We start from the raw sequence: 22,734 nt of genomic DNA on the forward strand, positions 1-22,734 counted from the left end.
ATGAGTGACATTCTGGATCGCATCATCGCGGTCAAGCGCGAAGAGATTCGCGCCGCCGAACAAAGCGCCCCGCTCGAAGAACTGAAGCTCGAAGCGAGTTCGCGCGATTTGCGCGATTTCGTCGGCGCGTTGCGCGCGAAGCATGCGGCGAATCAGGCCGCCGTGATCGCCGAAGTGAAGAAAGCGAGTCCGTCGAAAGGCGTGCTGCGCGAGCATTTCGTGCCCGCCGACATCGCCCGTTCTTACGAGCAAGGCGGCGCCGCGTGCCTGTCCGTGCTCACCGACGTGCAGTTCTTCAAAGGCAGCGTCGCGTATCTGGAAGAAGCGCGCGCCGCGTGCAGCCTGCCGGTGCTGCGCAAGGACTTCATCATCGACCCGTATCAGGTGATCGAAGCGCGCGCGATGGGCGCGGACTGCATTCTGCTGATCGCCGCCGCGCTCGAACTCTCGCAGATGCAGGATCTCGAAGCCTACGCGCATTCGCTCGGCCTCACGGTGCTGGTCGAAGTGCACGACGCCGACGAATTGCGCAGCGCGCTGACGCTCAAGACGCCGCTCATCGGCATCAACAACCGCAATCTGCGCACGTTCCAGACGACGATCGACACGACCATCGGCATGCTCGAATCCGTGCCGGACGATCGCATCGTCGTGACGGAATCCGGCATTCTGTCGCGCGTCGATGTCGAGCGCCTGCGCGCGATGCACGTGCACACTTTCCTCGTCGGCGAAGCGTTCATGCGCGCCGACGATCCGGGCGCGGAACTCGCCCGCATGTTTTTCTGACCGGGCCGCATCGTGGGAATCGAACGGGAAATCAAGCTCGCGCTGCCGCCGTCGCAACATGACGACGTCGCGCGCTTCTTCGACGAGCGCACCGGGCCGGGCAAGCCGATGAAGCTCGGCAACGTGTACTTCGACACGCCGTCGCTGGCGCTCGCAGAAGCGAAGTCCGCGCTGCGCCTGCGCCGCACGCCGGATCAATGGCTGCAGACGTACAAGACGCTCGGCGAAGCGAAGGCCGGGTTGCATAGCCGGCACGAATGGGAATTGCCGGTGCAAGGCGAAGCGCTCGAAATCGATGCACTCGTCGCCGCCTGCGACGACGACGCCGCCCGCGACGCGCTCCAGGCCGCCGCGCCGGAGTTGATCGCGTTGTTTCGCACGGACTTCACGCGCATCGTGTGGGACGTGGAGCGCGAGGGATCGCAGATCGAAGTCGCGCTCGATTCCGGCGAGATCACGGCGGATGTCGATGGCGAGACGCGTCGCGCGGAAATCAGCGAAGTGGAAATCGAGCTGAAAAGCGGCGATGCCGACGCGCTCGAAATGCTCGCGGCGGAGTTGCGCGGCGCGTTCCCGGAGCTCGATCCCGAGGACGACAGCAAGGCGCAGCGCGGGTATCGGCTGCGCGAGCGGCCCGAGAGCAACATCAGCGACGCCGAAGCATGAATCGTCAGCCATCACTTTTTGACGACGCGGAAGCCGAGCGCACTCCCGACGCATCCGGCTTCACGACGCTCGAAAGCCAGTTCGACGCCCTGCCCGCCGACTGGCGGCGTCATTTGCAGGCGTTCATCGACAGCCCGCGCTACGCCGCGCTCTGCGAATTCGTCGATGCCGAGCGCGCCGCCGGCAAGACCGTCTATCCCGCCGATGTCTTCCGCGCGCTGCGCCTGACGCGCCCCGGCGACGTCAAGGTGATCATTCTCGGTCAAGACCCGTATCACGGCGAGGACAAGGGCGCGCCGCAAGCGCACGGCCTCGCGTTCTCGGTGCCCGCGCCGGTGCGCCCGCCGCCGTCGCTGCGCAACATCTTCAAGGAAATTCACGCGAGCCTCGGTTACGCCGCGCCCTCGCACGGTTGCCTCGATGCGTGGGCGGAGCAAGGCGTGCTGCTGCTCAACACGTCGCTCACGGTCGAGCGCGACAAGGCCGGCAGTCACGCGAAGCGCGGCTGGGAGCAATGCACCGACACGCTCATCCACGAGATGGCGGTTCGGCACGACGGCCTCGTGTTCATGCTGTGGGGCGCGCATGCGCAGGCGAAGCGCGGGTTGATCGAAGGCACGGGCAAGGCGCATTGCGTGCTGGAAGCGCCGCATCCGTCGCCGCTGTCGGCGCATCGCGGGTTTCTCGGCTGCGGGCATTTCGTGCGCGCCAACGAATTTCTCGTGCAGCACGGCAGAAAGCCGATCGACTGGCAATTGCCGGACTGAGTGCATCGACGAAAAAAACCCGCTGCGGTCTCGCGACCCAGCGGGTTTTTTCATGCACGAACGTATCGCCAGCTTACAGCGCGGCGATTGCCTCGCGCGCTTGCGCCAGCGCCGCGCCGGCTGCATCGGCGCCCATGTTCAGGCCTTCCGCGTAGATGAAGCTCACGTCCGTCATGCCGAGGAAGCCGAGGAACGACTGCAGATACGGCGTCTGCGAATCGTGCGGCGTACCGACGTACTTGCCGCCGCGCGCCGACACCACGAACACCTTCTTGCCCTTCACGAGCCCTTCGGGACCGTTCGCGGTGTAGCGGAACGTGATGCCCGCACGCGCGATCTGGTCGAAATACGCCTTCAATTGCGACGAAATGCCGAAGTTGTACAGCGGCGCCGCGATCACGACGATATCGGCCGCTTGCAGTTCGGCGATCAGCGCGTCGCTTTTCGCGGCAATCGCGCTTTGCTCCGCGCTGCGCTGGTCGGCGGGCGTGAAGAACGCGCCGAGCGTCGCGTCGTCGAGGTGCGGCAGGTTGTCGGCGAGCAGATTGCGGACGACCACCTTCGCGCCCGGATTGCTTTGTTGCAGCTTCGCGGTGAGTTCGTCGGCGAGCAGCGTCGATTGAGCGCCTTGCGAACGAGCAGCCGAGTTGATTTGCAGAATCGTCGTCATGATGGCTTCCTTCCTGTAGGGGTCCGGGCACTGGGAGCGCCCGCGTTAGGAAGCATTCTTATTTTTTCGACGTCCGGGAAAAAGCCGCGCGACCGTGAAGCATTGTTGCACCGGTAGAACAATCGCCGCGTGGCCTGTTCCAGGGTCAGCCTTTCAGCCAGCGCTCGCGCCATTGCTTCGACGGGCTGCGTCCGTCCATCGCGGCGAGCAGGTAGCGCGAGACTTCGGGCGCGTCGAGTTTCAGCTCCGTGCGACGCAACTCGTCGCGCCGGAACGCGTGAATCTCGATTTTCGCGCCCGGCATGTACCGCGACAGCAGGCCGTCCAGATTCGATCCGGTGACGCGCAAGCCGTCGATCGCGACGAGCACATCGCCTGCGGATAAACCCGCTTTCTGCGCCGCGCCGCCATCGTGGACGACCGCCAGCGTGCAATCCGCGCCGCCGCGCACGCGCGCACCGAGCGACGGCTTGCCGGACGTGCCGTTCGTCGGCAGATCGGGCGCGAGCGCGATGCCGAACGGCTCGAACAGCGCATCGAGCGGCAGATCGCGCGTGCCGCGCACGCCGTCGCGAAACAGCGTGCGCAGGTCCGCGCCGGTCGCTTCGGCGAAAAGCGCTTCCACTTCGTCTTCGCGAATGCCGCGCGCCTTTCCGCTGTAGAAATCGCGGCCGTAGCGTTGCCAGAGCAGACGCATGACGTCGTCGAGCGACTTGCGGTTGTCGGTCTGCGCGCGGATCGAGAGATCGAACGCCAGCGCGATCAGCGATCCCTTCTGGTAATAGCTGACGATGGCGTTCGGCGCGTTCTCGTCGGCGCGGTAATACTTCACCCACGCATCGAACGAACTCTGCGCGACGGATTGCTTCAACCGCCCGCTGCCGCGCAGCACGCCGCCGATGGTCTTGCCGAGCAGCGAAAAGTAATCGCTCGCGGTGATGAGCCCGCTGCGCACGAGCATTAGGTCGTCGTAATAAGACGTGAAGCCTTCGAACAGCCACAGCAGCGACGTGTAATTCTCCTGCGAGAGATCGTACGGCGCGAACGCGGCCGGCTTGATGCGCTTCACGTTCCACGTATGGAAATACTCGTGGCTGCACAAACCGAGATACGTGCGATACCCGTCGCTCATTTCCGGCCGGCCCTGCACCGGCAGATCGCCGCGATTGCAGATCAGCGCCGTCGATGCGCGATGCTCCAGCCCGCCGTAGCCATCCGTGACGGCGACGGTCATGAACACGTAGCGGTCCATCGGCGCTTTCTTCGTGCGCGGCTCGAAGAGCGCGATCTGCGCCTCGCACACGCGCTTCAGGTCGGCTTCGAGCCGCCGCATGTCGAGCGCGACGACGCGTCCCGAGATCACGATGTCATGCTTCACGCCATGCGCGGTGAATCCGCCGAGCGCGAATTCGCCGAGCGTGACGGGGTGATCGACCAGTTCGTCGTAGTTCGCCGCCTCGTAGCTGCCGAAGCCGTAGCGCTTCGTTCCGCGCGATTCGCCGAGCGCGGTCGCCACGCGCCAGTTGCGATGCGCGCCGCCCGCAGGCGGCTGGATATCCACGACGCACGGCGCGCCCGACTGCCCTTCCACCGCGAGGAAAACGCTCGTGCCGTTGAAGAAGCCGACAGTGTCGTCCAGATGCGCGGCGCGCACGGACATGTCCCACGCATAGACCTCGTAGCGCAGCGTGATCGGGCCGTCGCTCGGCGCGGCTTGCCACGCGTGCTTGTCCGTTTTCTCGATCGCGATCCGGCGCCCCGCCGCGTTGAACGCCTGCAGCGTGACGATGTTGCGCGCGAATTCGCGAATCATGTAGCTGCCCGGAATCCACACCGGCAACAGGAAGCGCTGACCGGCCGGGTCCGGCTCGGCGACGGTGAGCGTCACTTCGAAGAGGTGCGCGGCCGGATTTTTCGGAACGATGCTGTAGCGCACCGGTTGCGACATGGATGCGGTCAGGGAAGTCATCGCGTTGTCCTTTGTTCTTCTTTTGGGCGCTGCCCGGCGCGCGTGCGCGAGCGGCAGGCCGAAAATCAAAGGAGGCGCCAGCGCGCCTCCTCACCTTTGATCTTGCCGGCGTTCAGCGTACCGCCGAGATTTCCTTCTCCAGCCGATCCGCGGGCACCGCGCCCGGCAGACGGCGGCCATCGGCGAGGAACACGGTCGGCGTGCCGGTGACGTTCATCGAATGGCCGAGCTTCAGGTTGCTGTCGATGGCGGTGGTGTCGCACGTGGCGGCGGTGGTCGGCGCCTTGCGATCGAGCATCCACCCTTCCCAGCTCGTCGCGCGATCCTTCGAGCACCAGATCGACTTCGACTTGGCCGTGGAATCCGGCGACAGCACCGGATACAGGAACGTGTAGACGGTCACGTTATCGATGGATTTCAGCGACGACTCGAGCTGCTTGCAGTACGGACAGTTCGGGTCCGAGAACACGGCGATCTTGCGGCTGCCGTTGCCCTTCACGACCTTCACCGCGTTCTCGAACGGCAGCTTCGCGAAGTCGATCTTGTTGGTTTCCGCGAGCCGCGCTTCGGTCAGGTTCTTGCTGTTGCGCGTATCGACGAGATCGCCGATCAGAACGTAATTGCCGGCTGCATCGCTATAAACGATCTGCGAGCCGAGGTTCACTTCGTAGAGGCCCGGAATCGGCGTCTTGTCGATGCTCTTGATGGTCGCATCGCCCATGCGCGATTCGAGCGTCGACTTGAGCTTGTCGGTGGTTTGATCGGCCTGCGCCGTGCAGCCGAGGCCGAGCGTCACGGCGAGCGTCGTGGCCGCAGCGATCCCCAGGCGAAGAGTGGTTTTCATGCCGTTTCCCGTGAATGCGGGGCGACGCAGGCGAGCGCCCCGCTGAATGTGAGTTGACGCTTACCCGAGCGCCGCCGACACCAGCCAGCGCTTGGCGAGCGGCTGCGCCCCGACGAACGCCATGCCGGTATTGCGAATCGCGCGCGCGAGCGTGCCGGGCGCGGAAAAGAGCCGCTGCATGCCGTCGGTGACGATCATCAGCTTCTGAATGTCTTCGCGGCGCGCGCGTTCATAGCGGCGCAGCAGAATGGGATCGCCGAGATCGCGGAACGCTTCCTTGTTCGCGATTACAGCGGCGAGCGCGGCGACATCGCGCAGGCCGAGATTCATGCCCTGCCCGCACAGCGGATGAATGAGATGCGCGGCATCGCCGACGAGCGCGACGCGCGGCGCGACCAGCCGGTCCACCGTCTGCAGCCCGAGCGGAAAGCCCTGCGCGGGCGTCACGCATTCGAGCGCGCCGAGCGTGTATTGCGACGCCTCTTCGACCTTCGCGGCGAGCTGCGCCGGATCGAGCGCGATGAGTTCGTCGGCGTGCTCCGTGCGCGCGGACCAGACGAGCGAGACGTGATCGCCCGGCAGCGGCAACAGCGCGATAATTTCGGTATCGCGGAACCACTGATACGCGGTCTCGCCGTGCGGACGCTCCGACTTGAAGTTCGCGACGACGCCCGTCTGCCGATAATCGCGCCGGTCCATCTTCGCGCCCATTTGCGCGCGCACCCAGGAATGCGCGCCGTCCGCGCCGATGATGAGGTCCGTCTGCAGCGTCTCGCCGCTCGAAAGCGTGACGAAAGCCGCGTCTTCATCGATCGTCATGCCTTGCGCGCGCGCGTCGAACCACGAAAGGCTCGGCTGGAAGCGCAAGGCGGCGTCGAGCGCCTGTTCGATCAGCGTCGATTCGACGATCCACGCCAGTTGCGGCACCGACGCCTGGAACGCCGAGAAGTGCAGTTCCGCGTGGGCGTCGCCGAACACGCGCATGTCGAAGACGGGGCCGAGCCGCGAGCGATCGAGCGCCTGCCAGACGCGCAGCCGTTCCAGAAGCGTCTGCGAACTGGACGACAGCGCGTAGATGCGCGAATCGAACATGGCGCCCGGCGGCAAGCCTGCCGCTTGCGGCGCGAGCAGCGCGGTGCGCAGGCCGGACTGGGCGAACGCGAGCGCGGCCGTCTTGCCGACGAGCCCGCCGCCCACGACGACCGCGTGAAAGGTCAAGGGATGCGAAGTCATGTCGGGCATTATAGCCGCGAGGGTTGCGGGGGTTTTGACGCTTGCGCGGGCGGGAACGCACAGGCCGCGCGGCGGTACAATGTCGGTTTGCCCGGCCGCGGATGCGGCCCCGGCGCTGGCGCGCGCTTTTCTGCCGCCGCCCGGCGCGCATCGTTTGACGAACCCGCGCGGCGAAGCGCCGTCTCACCAGTTCGAAGGATTCCATGAGCCTCCAATGCGGCATCGTCGGCTTGCCTAACGTCGGCAAGTCCACTCTTTTCAATGCACTGACCAAGGCGGGCATTGCCGCCGAGAATTACCCGTTCTGCACGATCGAGCCGAATGTCGGCGTCGTCGAAGTGCCGGACGCGCGCCTCACCGCGCTGGCCGAAATCGTGAAGCCCGAGCGCATCCTGCCGGCGGTCGTCGAGTTCGTCGATATCGCGGGCCTCGTGGCCGGCGCGAGCAAGGGCGAAGGTCTCGGCAACCAGTTTCTCGCGAACATCCGCGAGACGGATGCCATCACGCACGTCGTGCGCTGCTTCGAAGACGAGAACGTGATTCACGTCGCGGGCAAGATCGATCCGATCGCGGATATCGAAGTCATCAACACCGAACTGGCGCTGGCGGATCTGGCGACGGTCGAAAAGGCGCTCACGCGTTACTCGAAGGCCGCGAAATCGGGCAACGACAAGGAAGCGGCGAAGCTCGTCGCCGTGCTGGAAAAAGTGCGCGCGCAGCTGGATCAGGCGAAGCCGGTGCGCGGCCTCAACCTGAACGAAGACGAACAGGCGCTCATCAAGCCGTTCTGCCTGATCACGTCGAAGCCGACGATGTACGTCGCGAACGTGAAGGACGACGGCTTCGAGAACAATCCGTATCTGGATGCCGTGCGCAAGCATGCAGAAGCGGAGAATGCGCCGGTGATCGCGGTGTGCGCGGCGATCGAAGCGGAAATCGCCGATCTCGACGACGCCGACAAGCAGGACTTCCTCGCCGACATGGGCATGGACGAGCCGGGGCTGAATCGCGTGATTCGCGCGGGTTTCAAGCTGCTCGGCCTGCAGACGTACTTCACGGCGGGCGTGAAGGAAGTGCGCGCGTGGACCATCCATATCGGCGATACGGCCCCGCAAGCCGCCGGCGCGATCCACACCGACTTCGAGCGCGGTTTCATTCGCGCGCAGACCATTTCGTTCGATGACTACGTCGCGTACAAGGGCGAACAAGGCGCGAAGGAAGCCGGGAAGATGCGGGCGGAAGGCAAGGAATATGTGGTGCACGACGGGGACGTGATGAATTTCTTGTTCAACGTCTAAACGGCGCGACAAGACAAGTCAAAGACTGTCAAAGCGGGTTGATTCGAAAAGCGGAGTGCCTGAAAAATGGTGCTCCGCTTTTTTCATGGGCGGTATCGGGCGAATATCGCCGACAACAACAACGAGAGAGACCGAAAGCATGAATCAATCTTCAGGAATCCGTACGTTCATCGTGGGCTGCGCAGTGGCGCTGGCGGCCGTCGTCGTGCCTTGCGCACCGGCGAATGCTTACTACAATGGCCACTACCAGCAGCAACCCGACGAATCCGACCTCGACAATCACGGCCAGTACGTGAACCGCGATGGCAACGTCGTCCACGCACCGGCGCATTCGCGCTCGGGCGCCGTGCCGGAAGGCGCGAGCGCGCAATGCCGCGATGGATCTTATAGCTTCAGCCGGCACCACAGCGGCACGTGCTCGCGGCATGGGGGCGTGGCGCGGTGGGAATAGGCGCCGGGCGGCGCCGCGCAAATCACGCGTGACTACCCGACGTCTGGCGTCGCTGACTCTGGCGCAACGTTCGGGCGTCGTACGTCGAGTGTGGCCATTACGCCGATGAACGCCATCGCAGAGAAAGCCGCCAGCGGAACGAACACGCCGCGCTGCCAGCTTTGCGCATAGAGAAGCGCGAGCACTGCAAGCACGGGGAATCCGTATGCATTGCACGATGCCACGATCTGTCCGACTCGATGCGCCGGTTGTGTCGCGATGAGCTGCTTGCGCAGACTCACGCGCAAGAGTCCGAATCCGACACCACACAGGAAGAACGCTAGCGCCAGTAAGGGAAGCCAATACGGCATCGCCAAGAGCGCGACGAATGGCAGCGGAACGCAGCAAGCAAGCGCGATGATCAAGGCGCGTCGGATCGGCTCCGCCAGATTCACCACCTTCTCGTAGGCGATACCGATGCACGCCATGCCCAGCCCGATCGCGGCGTCCAGCACGGCCGCATGCTCCACGGCCCCATGTCCCTTCGAGTTCGCGACTAGCGGCAACACCATATTGACGAGCGTCAGGCATGGCCACACGAGCGCGAGCGTCAGCAGAACGGTCCAGGCAGTCGGCGGCGCGACGCAGACGCCATCGATCATCGTCGCGGCTCTCGCCCCGGTGGCTCGGGGCAGCGTCTCATTCCATACGACGCGCCGCAGCGCAGGCACAGCAAACAGAAGCAGCGCCGCCACGTAGAGAATCGCTGCTGCGAAGAACGGCATGGCATCGCCCCCATGACGAACGAGCAAGCCAAGTGGCAAGCCGCCAAGCATCAGCCCAGCTTGGGTCGCCGCGCTTTGCCGCGCGTTGAGTCTGTCGCTTTTTCTCGCGGCGAGACTGCCCGCGATCGTGGCCAGAAGCGCATCCCAGGCGCCCTCGAGCAAAAAGAAGATGGACAGCACCATGAAGTTGATGATGAGCAGCGCGACAGGGTGATGCAGGAACGGCGTAAAGGCCAGCGCGCACGCGCATAAGCCGGCGATGCCCCGAAGCGTCAGCTTGCCGCTATTCACCCGCTCGAGCAGACGACGCGCGAACGGAGCGGCGATCACCGCAGGCAAGAATTCCCCGATCGCCGACACGGCAAGCGCCACGGCGCCGCCGTTGGCCGATCGGACGAGGTTCCATGCAACCGCGAGAAACAACAAGCCATTCGCGAAGCGATAAACGAAGGTAGCCAGTAAGAACAGATTCATGGAGCCTCCGCTACCGCGCGCTGCAGCGGCGCCATTCGATACGACACCGACGCGAACAGCCTTTCGATCCAGCCGCGGGTGCTGTCCGCGCTATCGGTTGCGACGACGCCGGCAAGCGGCGTCTCATGGGCCTGGTATGTGATATTGCAAGGCAGAAACGCGCCGACAGGCAGTTCATGCGAATGAACGACCGGCGTCAACATCCAGCAGATCCGGCCGAACGCCGGCGCAGCGACTGGTCGCTCGACATTCACGTAGCTTTCTTTCACAACACGCGACAATTCGCGATTAATTATTAGGAATGTTGAATTAAATTTATCCATGAGCGCGTATTGAGGTCTCAGGCATGCGCGTGGCGTTCGGCCGCCATCGACAATACAGCCCTGAACGATGCAGCAATCCTATCCAACCCCTTCACTGCCGACCAATCAAACGTTTGAATACAACTATCGAATTCGCTCATCCGTCACCGCTGCGCCTGCCCGATGCTCCGCTGTCATAGCAGCTCGACGGATCCAGTCAACGAACCGTCCGGTCGCGACGTCGCCGGGTCCCTCAGCGGTAACAAGCCAGTAGCCGATACCTCCTTCGCAAGTCGCGCCGGGAACGGCTTCAACGAGCGCGCCGGCGGCCAACCGTCTTTCGATCAGGCGATGTCGCCCCATCGCGATACCCTGCCCAGCGACAGCCGCTTCGAGAACGATGTTGTAATCGTGCAGCATGATCTTCGGAATGCCCGATAGATCGGCTCCGAAGCGGGCGCTCCAGGTTTCCCATTCAAAGTGGCGGTGGGCATACGACATCAGCAACGGCCCTCGACACAGCGCGGACGCATTTGCGAATGGCCCGTGCTCTTCCAGATAAGCCGGACTGCAAACCGGAGACAGCCGCTCCGGCATGAACATTGAGGCGGTGACGTTCGGCCAGTGGCCTTCGCCGTAGCGTATCGCGACATCGGCGCCGCCCGCGCCCAGGTTCGCCAGCTCTATCGATGGCAGTAACTGAAGATGAATGTCGGGATTCTCGGCGCTGAAGTCCGCGAGCCTCGGCGCCAGCCAGTGCGTCCCGAACGATGACAGCAGGCTCACTCGCAGACGCGCCCCGGACCTGCCGCTGCCGCGCACCTCGCGCGTTGCCTCTGCGATCCACTCGAGCGCCTGACGCACTTTGACGTAATACCGGCGGCCCTCGGGCGTCAGTTCGATGTTGCGTGCGTGCCGCACGAACAGCGGCGCGCGAAGATGTTGCTCCAGCTTGTGAATCTGATGGCTTACTGCGCTCTGCGTGACGGCGAGTTCGCTTCCGGCGCGAACGAAGCTCAGATGGCGTGCCACGGATTCGAAAACGCGCAGCGTAAGAAGGGGCGGCAAATCTTGAGTGAGGGGTTCGTTGAAACGATGCATAGGTAGCACAACAATCGAAAGCGGTCGTCAAAGGCGGCATCTCGCCGCGCCGATATCATCGTGTATTGCGCGAGCCCTGAGAACTGCGGAAGCCGCGACGTACGCCGTACGCCCCGCTCGACGAACGCCCCCGAAGTACAATGAGGGATTGTTTCTGCCCGCATCGTCGCATCGTCAACGGGCGGCACGGGAAGCACGCCGCGCATGCGCCGCCCCGCCTCCGTGCATGCGGTATCCGTCCCCGATCAACGCACACATCGCACTCATCCACATGGCCCAATACGTCTTCACCATGAACCGCGTCGGCAAGATCGTCCCGCCGAAGCGTCAGATCCTGAAAGACATTTCCCTCTCGTTCTTCCCCGGCGCGAAGATCGGCCTGCTCGGGCTGAACGGTTCCGGCAAGTCCACGCTGATCCGCATCATGGCGGGCGTCGACAAGGACATCGAGGGCGAAGCGCAGCCCATGCCGAACCTGAACATCGGCTATCTGCCGCAGGAGCCGCAACTGGATCCGCAGCAGACCGTGCGTCAGGCCGTTGAGGAAGGTCTTGGCGACGTCTTCCAGGCGCAAAAGAAGCTCGACGAAATCTACGCCGCCTACGCCGAGCCCGATGCCGACTTCGACGCGCTCGCCGCCGAACAGGCCAAGTACGAAGCCATCCTCTCGACGAGCGACGGCGGCAGCCCCGAACAACAGCTCGAAGTCGCCGCCGACGCGCTGCGCCTGCCCGCGTGGGACGCGAAAATCGAACATCTGTCGGGCGGGGAAAAGCGCCGCGTCGCGCTGTGCAAGCTGCTGCTGCAAAAGCCCGACATGCTGCTGCTCGACGAACCGACCAACCACCTCGACGCCGAATCCGTCGAATGGCTGGAGCAGTTTCTGACGCGCTATCCGGGCACGGTCGTCGCCGTGACGCACGATCGCTACTTCCTCGATAACGCCGCCGAATGGATTCTCGAACTCGACCGCGGCCACGGCATTCCGTGGAAGGGCAACTATTCGAGCTGGCTCGATCAGAAGGAAGACCGCCTGAAGCAGGAAGAAGCCAGCGAATCCGCGCGTCAAAAGGCCATCAAGAAAGAACTGGAATGGGTGCGCCAGAATCCGAAGGGACGCCAGGCGAAATCGAAGGCGCGTATCGCGCGATTCGAGGAACTCAACAGCCAGGAATACCAGAAGCGCAACGAAACGCAGGAAATCTTCATTCCGATCGGCGACCGGCTGGGCAATGAAGTCATCGAATTCAAGAACGTCAGCAAGGCGTATGGCGATCGTCTCCTGATCGACAACCTGAGCATGAAGATTCCGGCGGGCGCGATCGTCGGCATCATCGGGCCGAACGGCGCCGGTAAATCGACGCTCTTCCGCATGCTCACGGGCCGCGAACAGCCGGATTCGGGCGAGATCGTCCAAGGGCCGACGGTCAAGCTCGCCTATGTCGATCAAAGCCGCGACGCGCTCGGCGCCGACAAAACCGTGTTCGAGGAAATCTCCGGCGGCGCCGATGTGCTCACGGTCGGCAAGTACGAAACGCCGTCGCGCGCGTATATCGGCCGATTCAACTTCAAGGGCAGCGACCAGCAAAAGCTCGTCGGCAATCTGTCGGGCGGCGAGCGCGGGCGGCTGCATCTCGCGAAGACGCTGATCGCGGGCGGCAACGTGCTGCTGCTCGACGAACCGTCGAACGATCTCGACGTCGAAACGCTGCGCGCGCTCGAAGACGCGCTGCTGGAATTCGCCGGCTCGGTGATGGTGATCTCGCACGATCGCTGGTTCCTCGACCGGATCGCGACGCACATCCTGGCGTTCGAAGGCGAGTCGCACGTCGAGTTCTTCGACGGCAACTATCAGGAATACGAGGCGGACAAGCGCAAGCGCCTCGGCGAAGAAGGCGCGAAGCCGAAGCGCCTGCGTTACAAGCCGATCTCGCGCTGATCGGCCGAAGCGCGCCTCAATGCGGGGGCGCGCACCGACGCCGCGCACGAAAATGGCGACTGTCTCGGGCACGTCGCCATTTTCGTTTGTGCGGCGGTTTTGCCAGGTCGATGACTTGCACGGGAGACGCAACACATGGCGGCATCGGGCGCGCAGCGGGGAGCGCGGTGGGCAGTGGGAATCGTCATCGCGGTGATCGCGGTGGCGATCGGCGGATGGTTCTTCGTCGCGCATCAGATGAAGGAGCGCATTCGCGAGACGCTAGGGTCGAACGGTTCCGTCGATGAAATCGATGTCGGATTCGGGCACGTCACGCTCACGCGCGTACGGCTGCGCGGCCCGAAAGGCTGGCCCGCCAGCGATGCGATGCGCGCGGAACGCATCGTGCTCGACGTGGACATGCGCGCGGCGCTGTCGAATCGCGTGCATTTGCGCAGCGTGAGCGTCGACAACTACTATCTGTCGATCGTGCGCGCCGCCGATGGCCGCGTCCTCATTCTTCCCGGCCTCAAGGAAACAGCGCGCGCCGCCGACGCGAAAACCGACGATAAAGCCACGCAGCACGCGCAGGAAGAGAAGCAGATCGATCGCGTTTCGTTCGAGCGCGGCGCGATGGAGTTCTACGACGCATCGGTGCAGCAGCCGCCGTATCGCGTGCTCATCAGCGATGCGCGCGCGACCGTCGATCATCTGCATCTGCCGGCGCTGACCGAGCGCACGTCGCTGTCGATGACCGGCTCGATCAAAGGTCCGTCGCACACGGGCACGGTCACGTGGGACGGCTGGATGGTCATTTCCAGCAAGGATTCGCAGACGCGCGCGACGCTGCGCAGCGTCGATATTTCCACGCTCGATCCGTATCTGCTGAAGAAAGCGGGCGCGAAAGCCGCGGTGACGGGCGGCACCATTGACATGACGATCGACGCAGGCGTGCGCGACTATCGCATTCACGCGCCCGGCTCGATCACGCTGAATCACTTGCAGATCAGCGACGGCGGCGGCCCGCTCGACACGTTCCTCTCCATCCCTACAAAAGCCGCCATCGCCGCGCTGAAGGATCGCAAGGACGAGATCAAGCTGGACTTCGTGCTCGACGGCGATCTGCGCGATCCGAAGTTTTCGTTGTCGGAGAGTCTGTCGAAGAAGCTCGCGGCGGGCTTCGCGAAGGCGCTGGGCGTGAGCGCGGAAGGCGTCGCGAAGGGCGCGGGCGAAACGGTGCGGGGAATCGGCAACGCGCTGAAGAATCTGCTTTCGCAGTAGTTATATCGGCACGTTCAGCGCGCGCAGCTTCGTTTCGGTGTCCAGCGCGCCGGTGTAATGAACGCCGTGCCAGCCGAGATCGGTCGCGGCCTGGGCGTTATGCAGATTGTCGTCGATGAACACGAGTTCGTTTGCCTGAATGCCCGGCAGATGCTTTTCGATTTCCGCGCGCATCAACGCGAAAATCTGCGGATTCGGCTTGATGACGCCGACGCGCCCCGACACGATGATCTCCCTGAAACGGCGCAGCACGTCGAAGCGCTCCCACGCGTACGGAAACGTCTCCGCCGACCAGTTCGTCAGCCCGAAAAGCGGCACGCCGGCCGCGTCCAGCCGATCGACCAGCGCGACGCCCTCTTCGAGCACGCCCGCCACCATTTCGTGCCAGCGCGCATAGAACGCGCGAATCAGCGCTTCGTGCTCGGGATAAAGCGCGACGAGTTCGGCGGTGCCTTCCTCGATGCTTTGCCCGCCGTCCTGCTGCACGACCCAGTCCATCTTGCAGACGTTATCGAGAAACCAGCGGCGCTCGGTTTCGTTCGGGATCAGTTGCCGGTAGAGATAGTCACGGTTCCAGTCGATCAGCACGCCGCCGAAATCGAAAACTACTGCTTTGATGGTCATGCGAACTCCATTTGCAAAATATCCGCGAGCAAGCGCACCTTCACGCCGTTGCCCGACATCGACGAATTCGACCAGACGAAATTCTGATGCTCGACGATTCCCGGGGCGGCGAGGTGCGGCTTGTCGTGCGTCGTGTGAAGATCGGACGCGATGATCGTTGCGATGCCGTCGCGTTCGGCGCGGCGCGCAGTCGCGTTGACGCAAAACTCCGACGCGTAGCCGCAGATCACCACGGTATCGACGTCCTTCGCGCGAAGGCGCTCCGCGAGCGGTGTGTTCTGGAAGGAATCGCCGACCGTCTTGTGGATGACTTCGTCGCCCGGCTCGCACACGAGCGACGCGGGCAATCGCCAGGCATCGCTGCCTCGCGCGAGCGGTCCGCTTGCGTCGCTTTCGTGCTGGACGATGAACACCGGCGCGTTCGTCGCGCGCGCCGCCGCCGTCAGCCGATTGATGCCGCCGATCACTTCGTTCGCGCGATACGCGGGTTTGGCCGCGCCGAAGAACATCTCCTGCACGTCGACCACGATGACCGCCACTTTGCTCATCAACGCTCCGTTTTCAAACCGCCACCGTCCGCTTCTCCAGCCACGCCTTCGCCGCGCCCTCGACCAGCGGCGACACACGCCGGCGCACCGTCTCGTGGTACGCATTGAGCCACGCGCGCTCGTCGTCGCGCAACAGCGAAAGGTCGATGCAGCGCGTATCGATCGGGCACAGCGTCAGCGTTTCGAACGACAGGAAATCGCCGAATTCCGTCTTCCCCGCGCTCTGATTCATCACCAGATTTTCGATGCGGATGCCCCACTTGCCCGGCCGATAAATCCCCGGCTCGATCGACGTGATCATGCCCTCTTCCATCGCCGTCCACGGTTCGGCGGGCGCGTAATGCGAAATCACCTGCGGCCCCTCGTGCACGTTCAGGAAATAGCCGACGCCGTGGCCCGTGCCGTGCCCGTAATCCGCGCCCGCTTCCCAAATCGGCGCGCGCGCGATCGAATCGAGCATCGGCGAACGGATGCCGCGCGGAAAACGCGCGCGTGAAAGCGCCATCGTTCCCTTCAGCACGATCGTGAAATCGCGCTTCTGCTCCGCCGTGACCTCGCCGATGGGCACGACGCGCGTGATGTCCGTCGTGCCGCTCAGATATTGACCGCCGGAATCGATCAGCAGCAACCCGTTGCCTTCGATCACCGAATGCGACGCCTCCGTCGCGCGGTAATGCGGCATCGCGCCGTTCGCGTTGAAGCCGGCGATGGTCGCGAAACTCAGCGTCACGAAGCCCGGCCGACGCGCGCGCGCCGCCGTCAGTTTCTCGTCGATCGTCAGTTCCGTGATGCGCTCGCGGCCCAGCGCGTCCTCGAACCACGCGAAGAATTCGGCGAGCGCGGCGCCGTCCAGCTCCATCGTCGCGCGGATGTGCTCGGCCTCCGCAGGCGTCTTGCGCGACTTTTCGAACGTCGACGGATTCACCGCTTCCACGATCTTCACGCCCGCCGCCACTTTCTCCAGCAAGCCATGCGTGATGCGGCGCGGATCGACGAGCAGCGTCGCGCCGGCGGGCACGGCCGCGAGCGCCTGCGGCGCGCTGGCGTACGGCGCGACGCGCACGTTGTCGCGCGCGAGGGCTTTCTTCAGCGCGTCCGGCGTCTTGCCGTCGGCGACGAAGATCGTCGCGTCGTCCAGCCCGACGAGCGCATGCGCGACGAACACCGGGTTGTAGCTCACGTCGCCGCCGCGCAGGTTGAAGAGCCAGGCGAGGTCGTCGAGCGTCGAGACGAAATGCCATTGCGCGCCCTTCGCGCGCATCGCCTCGCGGATTTTCGCGAGCTTGTCCGCGCGGGCGACGCTCGCGTGCGGCGCGGCGTGTTCGTAGACGGGCGCATCGGGCAGGCCGGCGCGCTCCGGCCAGACGGAATCGAGCACATCCACGTCCGTGCGCAGCGCGACGCCGCGCGCAGTCAGCGCATCGGACAGCGCGCGCGCCGCCGCGACGCCGAGCACCGCGCCATCGACCGCGACGACGCCGCCCGCCGGAACGTTCTCCGCGAGCCATTCGACGTGCGGCGCGGTCTGCTGTCCGCCCATCATCTTCATCAGCACGATGCCGGTGCCGGCGAGTTGCGTTTCGGCCTGCGTCCAGTAGCGGCTATCGACCCAGACGCCCGCGAAATCCTGCGTCACCACGAGCGTGCCGACCGAACCGGTGAAGCCCGACAACCACTGGCGCCCTTGCCAGCGCGCGGGCAAATACTCGGAAAGATGCGGATCGGCCGATGGCACGAGCACGGCGTCGAACCGGTCCGCCGCCAGCCGGCGACGCAGCGTGTCGATGCGCCGGGCGAAAGTCGCGGCGTCGGGAGTGGCGGAAGTTGCAACGCGATCGTTCATGATGACCTGCCTTGAATGCCGAATGAGATGCGATGGAGATGCGATGGAAATTAGCGGCGCCCCGCCAGCGCGACAGTCGCCGTGACGACGAAGAGCGCGAAGAGCGTGCACGCGAACCATTCGAGCGTGTCGCCGTCGTGATAGACATCGACGATATTGCCGAACATGCGCGCGACGACGGCCGCCAGCACGCCCGCCACGACGGCGGTCCAGATGCGCCCCGCCGCGCCCGGCCCGACACGGCCGGCGCGCCGCAGCGGATGCAGCCACCAGGCCGCCGCGCCGATCACCGCGCCGAGAAAAATCATGCCGATCCAGCTCATCGGGCGCGCAGCTCCATTGGCTTCGATTAAGAAACGGCGCGGGCGCCGGGTTAAGCGGATGAGTTTAGGGGGCCAGGTTGGCGATGGCAAGCGGTCCGAAATCGAGATAAACGGGAAGCTGAATATGCCTAGAATGAGTGAATCGATCGCTTATCGAGAATTGCCCGCTTAGTCGACGGCGATATCCGGACGCAACGCATCATGAGCGAAAACAGCCTGATTTCCCTCGGCGGTCTCGAACTGATCATGACGTATCGCGGCGCGACGCAGGAACGGCGCGACAATCTTCGCGGCGTGCTGCGTCATCTGGACTCGACGTACTCGGATTACACCGTTTATCTGATCGAAGCGGACGCGACGCCCACGTTCCATTGGTCCGGTTTTGGCGACGAGAGAATCCGCCATCTCTTCATTCACGACGACGGCCCGTTCGCGCGGGCGAGGCTGTGCAACCTCGGCGCGAAACTCTGCACGGGCGATGTCATCTGCTTTCACGATGCCGACATGGTCGCCAATCCGGATTTATTTCCCGCTTGCGTCAATGCACTTCGAGACGGCGCTCATAGCGACGCGCTTTGTCCGTTCTTGCGCGTGATTAATGTCGCCGGCGCGTTCAGAGAAGCATTTATTCGCTCCGGAAACTATTCGGCGTTGAAACCGTATCTCGAAGCTGATTTACCGGAAGAAATGGAACTGCTTTATGCAAACACGGCGGGCGGAATCGTGCTGATCAAGCGCGCGGAATATAGGCGCGTCGGCGGTTACGATCCGCAATTCATCGGCTGGGGCGGCGAGGACGACGACCTTCTCACGCGCGCGACCCGCCTCGGCGTGCGCTGGCATTCCGTCCCGGAGCAACGCGCCGCACTCTTTCATCTTCACCACGATGCGGCTTCACGGCGCGACGCCATCGCGGCCGCGCAGCGCAATCGCGAAGCCGCCGCGCGAACCGGCGCGATGCCGCTCGCGGAACTCGAAGCCCGCGCCGCCGAACTCGCGAAGTTCTTCAATTGAAAGCGCTGTGCGGTCGATTGTCGCGCTCAAGAAACGTCGCTTTCCCACGAACAGAGGCGCGGCGGCGTGCGGTCCGGCCCCGAATGCCGCGTATAAATGAACGGATTCGTAAAACGCTATAATATTGGGCTATCTGAAAGGCCAACGGCTTAGGCCGAACGCATAAGTACATGCAGCTCCTCACGATCGGAATCAATCACCACACTGCGCCTGTCGCCTTGCGCGAACGCGTGGCGTTTCCGCTCGAACAAATCAAGCCGGCGCTTTCCGCGCTGAAGGACGTCTGGCTCGGTCCGAAGGTCAAGGCAGCGCCCGAAGCGGCCATCCTTTCGACCTGCAATCGCACCGAACTCTACTGCGCAACCGACGACACCGCCGCCCGCGAAGCCGCCGTCCACTGGCTTTCGCAGTATCACAATCTGCCCGTGTCCGAACTCGCGCCGCACGTGTACGCGCTGCCGCAGTCGGAGGCCGTGCGCCACGCGTTCCGCGTCGCGTCGGGGCTGGACTCGATGGTGCTCGGTGAAACGCAGATCGTCGGACAAATGAAGGACGCCGTGCGCACCGCGTCCGAAGCCGGTGCCCTCGGCACGTATCTGAACCAGCTTTTCCAGCGCACGTTCGCGGTCGCGAAGGAAGTGCGCTCGACGACCGAGATCGGCGCGCAGTCCGTGTCGATGGCCGCCGCCGCCGTGCGCCTCGCGCAGCGCATTTTCGAGAACGTGTCGAGCCAGCGCGTGCTGTTCATCGGCGCGGGCGAAATGATCGAACTGTGCGCCACGCACTTCGCCGCGCAGAATCCGCGAGAACTGGTCGTCGCGAATCGCACGGCCGAGCGCGGCGAAAAGCTCGCCGGGCGCTTCAACGGCCGCGCCATTCCGCTGTCCGACCTGCCCGCGCGCATGCACGAGTTCGACATCATCGTGTCGTGCACCGCGTCCACGCTGCCGATCATCGGTCTCGGCGCGGTCGAGCGCGCGGTGAAGGCGCGCCGGCATCGTCCTATTTTCATGGTCGATCTCGCCGTGCCGCGCGACATCGAGCCGGAAGTCGGCAATCTGCAGGACGTGTTTCTCTATACCGTCGACGACCTCGGCGCCATCGTCCGCGAAGGCAATGCGTCGCGGCAAGCCGCCGTCGCGCAGGCCGAATCGATCATCGAAACGCGCGTCGCGAACTTCATGCAGTGGCTGGACGCGCGCAGCATCGTGCCGGTCATCCGCCACATGCACACGCAGGCCGACGCGCTGCGCCGCGCCGAAGTCGAACGCGCGCGCAAGATGCTCGCGCGCGGCGACGATCCCGCCGCCGTGCTCGAAGCGCTGTCGCAATCGCTCACGAACAAGCTCATTCACGGCCCCACGCACGCGCTCAACCGCGCGGGCCGCGAAGAGCGCGACCAGCTCATCGACCTGATGAGCGGCTTCTACCGCCACGGATCGTCGTCCGAATCGTCGGACCGTTAGCGGCGTCCTCTTCGCTATTTCCCATGCTTTCGCGCTTTGCGCGGCAGCGTCCCGATTGCAGTCTTTCCTGGAGCGCAGCCTCCATTTCCGCCCGATGAAAACGAGCATGCAAAGCAAGCTCGACCAGCTTGCAAAACGGCAGGTCGATCTCAACGAACTGCTGAGCCGCGAAGACGTGACGTCCGACATGGACCAATATCGCAAGCTCACGCGCGAACACGCGGAAATCAGTCCGATCGTCGATCAATACGCGCTCTGGCGTCAGGCGCTCAACGACGAAGCGACCGCGCAGGAATTGCTCTCCGATCCTTCGATGCGCGATTTCGCCGAAGAGGAAATCGGCGAGGCGCGCGAGCGCATGGCGAAGATCGAAAGCGAATTGCAGACGATGCTCCTGCCGAAAGATCCGAACGACGACCGCAACATCTTCATCGAAATCCGCGCGGGCACGGGCGGCGACGAATCGGCGCTGTTCGCGGGCGACCTGCTGCGCATGTACCTGCGCTACGCGGAGCGCAACCGCTGGACCGCCGAGACGATGTCCGAAAGCGTCTCCGATCTCGGCGGCTACAAGGAAGTCATCGTGCGGCTCGCGGGCCAAGGCGCGTATTCGCGGCTCAAGTTCGAATCGGGCGGCCATCGCGTGCAGCGCGTGCCGGCGACGGAAACGCAAGGCCGCATTCACACGTCGGCGTGTACCGTCGCGGTAATGCCCGAAGCCGATGAAATCAGCGAGGTCGTCATCAATCCGGCCGATTTGCGCATCGATACGTTCCGCGCGTCGGGCGCGGGCGGGCAGCACATCAACAAGACGGATTCGGCCGTGCGCGTGACGCACTTGCCGACGGGCATCGTCGTCGAATGTCAGGACGACCGCTCGCAGCACAAGAACAAGGATCGCGCGCTGAAAGTGCTCGCCGCGCGCATCAAGGACAAGCAGTATCACGAGCAGCACGCGAAGGAAGCCGCGACGCGCAAGAGCCTGATCGGTTCCGGCGACCGCTCCGAGCGCATCCGCACCTACAACTTTCCGCAAGGGCGCATGACGGATCACCGCATCAACCTGACGCTCTACAAGCTCGAATACATCATGGACGGCGATCTCGACGAACTGATCGGCGCGCTCGTGTCCGAGCATCAGGCGGAGCAGCTTGCGGCGCTCGGGGAAGCCGAGTGACGACCGCAGCGGATCTGCTTCGCGCCTCGCGGCTGCCCGCGCTGGAAACGCGCGTGCTGTTGATGCACGTGCTCGGCTGGCGTCGCACGCAGCTGATCACGCGCGACCATGAATCGCTCGATGCAAAAGCCGTAGCGCGTTTCGAGGCGCTGGCGCAGCGGCGTCTGAACGGCGAGCCGATCGCGCAACTGACCGGCAAGCGCGAGTTCTTCGGTCTCGAATTCGAGGTGTCGCCGGACGTGCTGATTCCGCGCCCGGAAACGGAGTTGCTGGTGGAAACGGCGCTCGACGCCATCGCGGATACGCCGAATGCGGGCGTGCTCGATCTCGGCACGGGAACCGGCGCGATCGCGATTTCGATCGCGCACGCCCGCCCGGATGCGCGCGTCTGGGCAATCGACCGCTCGCCCGCCGCGCTCGGTATCGCGCGGCGCAACGCGCGCACGCTGCTCGGTGCGGCGCACGCGGTGACGTTCATCGAAAGCGACTGGACCGCGAAGGTCGATCCGTCGCTGCGCTTCGAGGTCATCGCGAGCAATCCGCCGTATATCGCGAAAGACGATCCGCATCTCACGCAAGGCGATTTGCGCTTCGAGCCGCGCGGCGCGCTCACCGACGACGCCGACGGCCTTTCCGCTATTCGCATCATCATCGATACGGCGCCGCTGCTGCTCGCGCCCGGCGGCGTGCTGTGGATCGAGCACGGCTACGATCAGGCCGACGCCGTGCGCCAGTTGCTGACCGCGCGCGGCTTCACCGATGTCCGCTCCGTTCGCGATCTCGCGGGCATCGAGCGTACGAGCGGCGGCGCGTTTATCGGCTGAACCGGCGCCGAACCGCGCAGGCGAAATCCGCTATCATTTCAAGACCCAAGTCCAACCGACATTCAAGCGCAGGAACGCCATGGATACGCAAGAACGCATCAAGCAGATCGTCGATCAAAACCCGGTCGTCCTTTTCATGAAAGGCACGGCGCAATTCCCGATGTGCGGCTTCTCCGGCCGCGCCATTCAGGTGCTGAAGGCGTGCGGCGTCGATCAGATCATGACGGTGAACGTCCTCGAAGACGACGGCATCCGCCAGGGCATCAAGGAATTCTCCAACTGGCCGACCATTCCGCAGCTTTATGTGAACGGCGAGTTCATCGGCGGATCGGACATCATGATGGAGATGTATCAGTCGGGCGAACTGCAGCAGCTCTTCGCCGCTGCCTGA

General features: G+C 64.2%; 23 protein-coding genes. 12 read left to right on the plus strand and 11 right to left on the minus strand.

All coding sequences use genetic code 11. The features are described from left to right. From trpC to NCR39_RS11760, 3 genes are read left to right on the plus strand one after another with little or no spacing between them, the layout of a single operon-like run. A complete protein-coding gene (gene trpC, locus NCR39_RS11750) occupies window positions 1–786 on the plus strand; it encodes an indole-3-glycerol phosphate synthase TrpC (protein WP_250452347.1) in 786 nt (261 codons plus the stop codon). A gap of 12 nt (window positions 787–798) precedes the next feature. Further along, on the plus strand, window positions 799–1,452 hold the full coding sequence (locus NCR39_RS11755) for a CYTH domain-containing protein (protein ID WP_250452348.1): 654 nt from the start codon (window positions 799–801) through the stop codon (window positions 1,450–1,452). Next, on the plus strand, window positions 1,449–2,219 hold the full coding sequence (locus NCR39_RS11760) for a uracil-DNA glycosylase (protein WP_250452349.1): 771 nt from the start codon (window positions 1,449–1,451) through the stop codon (window positions 2,217–2,219). The genes NCR39_RS11755 and NCR39_RS11760 overlap by 4 nt, the downstream gene beginning before the upstream one ends. Window positions 2,220–2,292: 73 nt before the next feature. Here the strand turns inward: NCR39_RS11760 and NCR39_RS11765 are convergent, their stop codons facing one another. The 4 genes from NCR39_RS11765 to NCR39_RS11780 all read right to left on the minus strand — a co-directional run bounded on the left by NCR39_RS11765 (window position 2,293) and on the right by NCR39_RS11780 (window position 6,935). Next, window positions 2,293–2,889 (minus strand): FMN-dependent NADH-azoreductase, encoded by a 597-nt coding sequence (locus NCR39_RS11765; RefSeq protein WP_250452350.1) that lies wholly within the window; start codon window positions 2,887–2,889, stop codon window positions 2,293–2,295. Between the two features lie 145 nt (window positions 2,890–3,034). Next, window positions 3,035–4,858: a M61 family metallopeptidase gene (locus NCR39_RS11770; RefSeq protein WP_250452351.1), complete on the minus strand. Its 1,824-nt coding sequence runs from the start codon at window positions 4,856–4,858 to the stop codon at window positions 3,035–3,037. Window positions 4,859–4,970: 112 nt separating this feature from the next. After that, window positions 4,971–5,702: a DsbC family protein gene (locus NCR39_RS11775; RefSeq protein ID WP_250452352.1), complete on the minus strand. Its 732-nt coding sequence runs from the start codon at window positions 5,700–5,702 to the stop codon at window positions 4,971–4,973. Window positions 5,703–5,762: 60 nt separating this feature from the next. Beyond that, window positions 5,763–6,935 carry a UbiH/UbiF family hydroxylase gene (locus tag NCR39_RS11780; RefSeq protein WP_250452353.1) on the minus strand — a complete coding sequence of 391 codons (1,173 nt, stop codon included), beginning with the start codon at window positions 6,933–6,935 and terminating at the stop codon, window positions 5,763–5,765. A 203-nt stretch (window positions 6,936–7,138) separates the two neighbouring features. Between NCR39_RS11780 and ychF the strand changes: the two genes are divergently transcribed. Then, window positions 7,139–8,233: a redox-regulated ATPase YchF gene (ychF, locus tag NCR39_RS11785; protein WP_250452354.1), complete on the plus strand. Its 1,095-nt coding sequence runs from the start codon at window positions 7,139–7,141 to the stop codon at window positions 8,231–8,233. 139 nt (window positions 8,234–8,372) lie between these two features. Beyond that, the gene (locus NCR39_RS11790; RefSeq protein ID WP_250452355.1) at window positions 8,373–8,684 is read left to right on the plus strand and encodes a DUF3761 domain-containing protein; all 312 of its coding nucleotides are present in this window, start codon (window positions 8,373–8,375) and stop codon (window positions 8,682–8,684) included. A gap of 32 nt (window positions 8,685–8,716) precedes the next feature. On the opposite strand, the gene NCR39_RS11795 is transcribed toward NCR39_RS11790, so the two are convergent. The 3 genes from NCR39_RS11795 to NCR39_RS11805 all read right to left on the minus strand — a co-directional run bounded on the left by NCR39_RS11795 (window position 8,717) and on the right by NCR39_RS11805 (window position 11,325). Then, on the minus strand, window positions 8,717–9,922 hold the full coding sequence (locus NCR39_RS11795; RefSeq protein WP_250452356.1) for an MFS transporter: 1,206 nt from the start codon (window positions 9,920–9,922) through the stop codon (window positions 8,717–8,719). After that, window positions 9,919–10,245 (minus strand): hypothetical protein, encoded by a 327-nt coding sequence (locus NCR39_RS11800; RefSeq protein WP_250452357.1) that lies wholly within the window; start codon window positions 10,243–10,245, stop codon window positions 9,919–9,921. The genes NCR39_RS11795 and NCR39_RS11800 overlap by 4 nt, the downstream gene beginning before the upstream one ends. 123 nt (window positions 10,246–10,368) lie before the next feature. Then, window positions 10,369–11,325 carry a LysR substrate-binding domain-containing protein gene (locus NCR39_RS11805; RefSeq protein WP_250452358.1) on the minus strand — a complete coding sequence of 319 codons (957 nt, stop codon included), beginning with the start codon at window positions 11,323–11,325 and terminating at the stop codon, window positions 10,369–10,371. A 271-nt stretch (window positions 11,326–11,596) separates the two neighbouring features. Between NCR39_RS11805 and ettA the strand changes: the two genes are divergently transcribed. Further along, complete coding sequence (gene ettA / locus NCR39_RS11810; RefSeq protein ID WP_250452359.1) at window positions 11,597–13,264, plus strand: energy-dependent translational throttle protein EttA; 1,668 nt, start codon at window positions 11,597–11,599, stop codon at window positions 13,262–13,264. Between the two features lie 135 nt (window positions 13,265–13,399). After that, the gene (locus NCR39_RS11815; RefSeq protein ID WP_250452360.1) at window positions 13,400–14,524 is read left to right on the plus strand and encodes a DUF748 domain-containing protein; all 1,125 of its coding nucleotides are present in this window, start codon (window positions 13,400–13,402) and stop codon (window positions 14,522–14,524) included. On the opposite strand, the gene NCR39_RS11820 is transcribed toward NCR39_RS11815, so the two are convergent. Genes NCR39_RS11820 through NCR39_RS11835 form a run of 4 tightly spaced genes read right to left on the minus strand, consistent with a single transcriptional unit; the run spans window position 14,525 to window position 17,862 of the window. After that, window positions 14,525–15,148, minus strand: a complete 624-nt coding sequence (locus tag NCR39_RS11820) for an HAD family hydrolase (protein ID WP_250452361.1) — start codon at window positions 15,146–15,148, stop codon at window positions 14,525–14,527. It abuts the gene before it with no gap. Continuing rightward, the gene (locus NCR39_RS11825) at window positions 15,145–15,696 is read right to left on the minus strand and encodes an isochorismatase family protein (RefSeq protein ID WP_250452362.1); all 552 of its coding nucleotides are present in this window, start codon (window positions 15,694–15,696) and stop codon (window positions 15,145–15,147) included. The genes NCR39_RS11820 and NCR39_RS11825 overlap by 4 nt, the downstream gene beginning before the upstream one ends. Before the next feature lie 13 nt (window positions 15,697–15,709). Continuing rightward, a complete protein-coding gene (locus NCR39_RS11830) occupies window positions 15,710–17,539 on the minus strand; it encodes an aminopeptidase P family protein (protein ID WP_250452363.1) in 1,830 nt (609 codons plus the stop codon). Between the two features lie 50 nt (window positions 17,540–17,589). Beyond that, the gene (locus NCR39_RS11835; protein ID WP_250452364.1) at window positions 17,590–17,862 is read right to left on the minus strand and encodes a hypothetical protein; all 273 of its coding nucleotides are present in this window, start codon (window positions 17,860–17,862) and stop codon (window positions 17,590–17,592) included. A 201-nt stretch (window positions 17,863–18,063) separates the two neighbouring features. On the opposite strand from NCR39_RS11835, the gene NCR39_RS11840 reads away from it, so the two are divergent. The 5 genes from NCR39_RS11840 to grxD all read left to right on the plus strand — a co-directional run bounded on the left by NCR39_RS11840 (window position 18,064) and on the right by grxD (window position 22,734). Continuing rightward, window positions 18,064–18,876, plus strand: coding sequence for a galactosyltransferase-related protein (locus NCR39_RS11840; RefSeq protein ID WP_250452365.1), 813 nt, complete (start codon window positions 18,064–18,066; stop codon window positions 18,874–18,876). Between the two features lie 170 nt (window positions 18,877–19,046). Further along, window positions 19,047–20,342, plus strand: a complete 1,296-nt coding sequence (hemA, locus tag NCR39_RS11845) for a glutamyl-tRNA reductase (protein WP_250452366.1) — start codon at window positions 19,047–19,049, stop codon at window positions 20,340–20,342. 94 nt (window positions 20,343–20,436) lie between these two features. Further along, window positions 20,437–21,519: a peptide chain release factor 1 gene (gene prfA, locus NCR39_RS11850; RefSeq protein WP_040050007.1), complete on the plus strand. Its 1,083-nt coding sequence runs from the start codon at window positions 20,437–20,439 to the stop codon at window positions 21,517–21,519. Further along, window positions 21,516–22,343: a peptide chain release factor N(5)-glutamine methyltransferase gene (prmC, locus tag NCR39_RS11855; protein ID WP_250452367.1), complete on the plus strand. Its 828-nt coding sequence runs from the start codon at window positions 21,516–21,518 to the stop codon at window positions 22,341–22,343. The genes prfA and prmC overlap by 4 nt, the downstream gene beginning before the upstream one ends. A gap of 79 nt (window positions 22,344–22,422) precedes the next feature. Continuing rightward, complete coding sequence (gene grxD / locus NCR39_RS11860; protein WP_040050005.1) at window positions 22,423–22,734, plus strand: Grx4 family monothiol glutaredoxin; 312 nt, start codon at window positions 22,423–22,425, stop codon at window positions 22,732–22,734.

It is taken from the genome of Caballeronia sp. ATUFL_M2_KS44, from assembly GCF_023630965.1.
Taxonomy (GTDB): domain Bacteria; phylum Pseudomonadota; class Gammaproteobacteria; order Burkholderiales; family Burkholderiaceae; genus Caballeronia; species Caballeronia concitans.

Excerpts from the sequence above, each read along its gene's own strand:
- trpC (WP_250452347.1), top strand. The coding sequence starts at position 1 with ATGAGTGACATTCTGGATCGCATCATCGCGGTCAAGCGCGAAGAGATT.
- NCR39_RS11760 (WP_250452349.1), top strand. The coding sequence starts at position 1,449 with ATGAATCGTCAGCCATCACTTTTTGACGACGCGGAAGCCGAGCGCACT.
- NCR39_RS11765 (WP_250452350.1), bottom strand. The coding sequence starts at position 2,889 with ATGACGACGATTCTGCAAATCAACTCGGCTGCTCGTTCGCAAGGCGCT.
- NCR39_RS11770 (WP_250452351.1), bottom strand. The coding sequence starts at position 4,858 with ATGACTTCCCTGACCGCATCCATGTCGCAACCGGTGCGCTACAGCATC.
- NCR39_RS11775 (WP_250452352.1), bottom strand. The coding sequence starts at position 5,702 with ATGAAAACCACTCTTCGCCTGGGGATCGCTGCGGCCACGACGCTCGCC.
- NCR39_RS11780 (WP_250452353.1), bottom strand. The coding sequence starts at position 6,935 with ATGACTTCGCATCCCTTGACCTTTCACGCGGTCGTCGTGGGCGGCGGG.
- ychF (WP_250452354.1), top strand. The coding sequence starts at position 7,139 with ATGAGCCTCCAATGCGGCATCGTCGGCTTGCCTAACGTCGGCAAGTCC.
- NCR39_RS11790 (WP_250452355.1), top strand. The coding sequence starts at position 8,373 with ATGAATCAATCTTCAGGAATCCGTACGTTCATCGTGGGCTGCGCAGTG.
- NCR39_RS11795 (WP_250452356.1), bottom strand. The coding sequence starts at position 9,922 with ATGAATCTGTTCTTACTGGCTACCTTCGTTTATCGCTTCGCGAATGGC.
- NCR39_RS11800 (WP_250452357.1), bottom strand. The coding sequence starts at position 10,245 with ATGGATAAATTTAATTCAACATTCCTAATAATTAATCGCGAATTGTCG.
- NCR39_RS11805 (WP_250452358.1), bottom strand. The coding sequence starts at position 11,325 with ATGCATCGTTTCAACGAACCCCTCACTCAAGATTTGCCGCCCCTTCTT.
- ettA (WP_250452359.1), top strand. The coding sequence starts at position 11,597 with ATGGCCCAATACGTCTTCACCATGAACCGCGTCGGCAAGATCGTCCCG.
- NCR39_RS11815 (WP_250452360.1), top strand. The coding sequence starts at position 13,400 with ATGGCGGCATCGGGCGCGCAGCGGGGAGCGCGGTGGGCAGTGGGAATC.
- NCR39_RS11820 (WP_250452361.1), bottom strand. The coding sequence starts at position 15,148 with ATGACCATCAAAGCAGTAGTTTTCGATTTCGGCGGCGTGCTGATCGAC.
- NCR39_RS11825 (WP_250452362.1), bottom strand. The coding sequence starts at position 15,696 with ATGAGCAAAGTGGCGGTCATCGTGGTCGACGTGCAGGAGATGTTCTTC.
- NCR39_RS11830 (WP_250452363.1), bottom strand. The coding sequence starts at position 17,539 with ATGAACGATCGCGTTGCAACTTCCGCCACTCCCGACGCCGCGACTTTC.
- NCR39_RS11835 (WP_250452364.1), bottom strand. The coding sequence starts at position 17,862 with ATGAGCTGGATCGGCATGATTTTTCTCGGCGCGGTGATCGGCGCGGCG.
- NCR39_RS11840 (WP_250452365.1), top strand. The coding sequence starts at position 18,064 with ATGAGCGAAAACAGCCTGATTTCCCTCGGCGGTCTCGAACTGATCATG.
- hemA (WP_250452366.1), top strand. The coding sequence starts at position 19,047 with ATGCAGCTCCTCACGATCGGAATCAATCACCACACTGCGCCTGTCGCC.
- prfA (WP_040050007.1), top strand. The coding sequence starts at position 20,437 with ATGAAAACGAGCATGCAAAGCAAGCTCGACCAGCTTGCAAAACGGCAG.
- grxD (WP_040050005.1), top strand. The coding sequence starts at position 22,423 with ATGGATACGCAAGAACGCATCAAGCAGATCGTCGATCAAAACCCGGTC.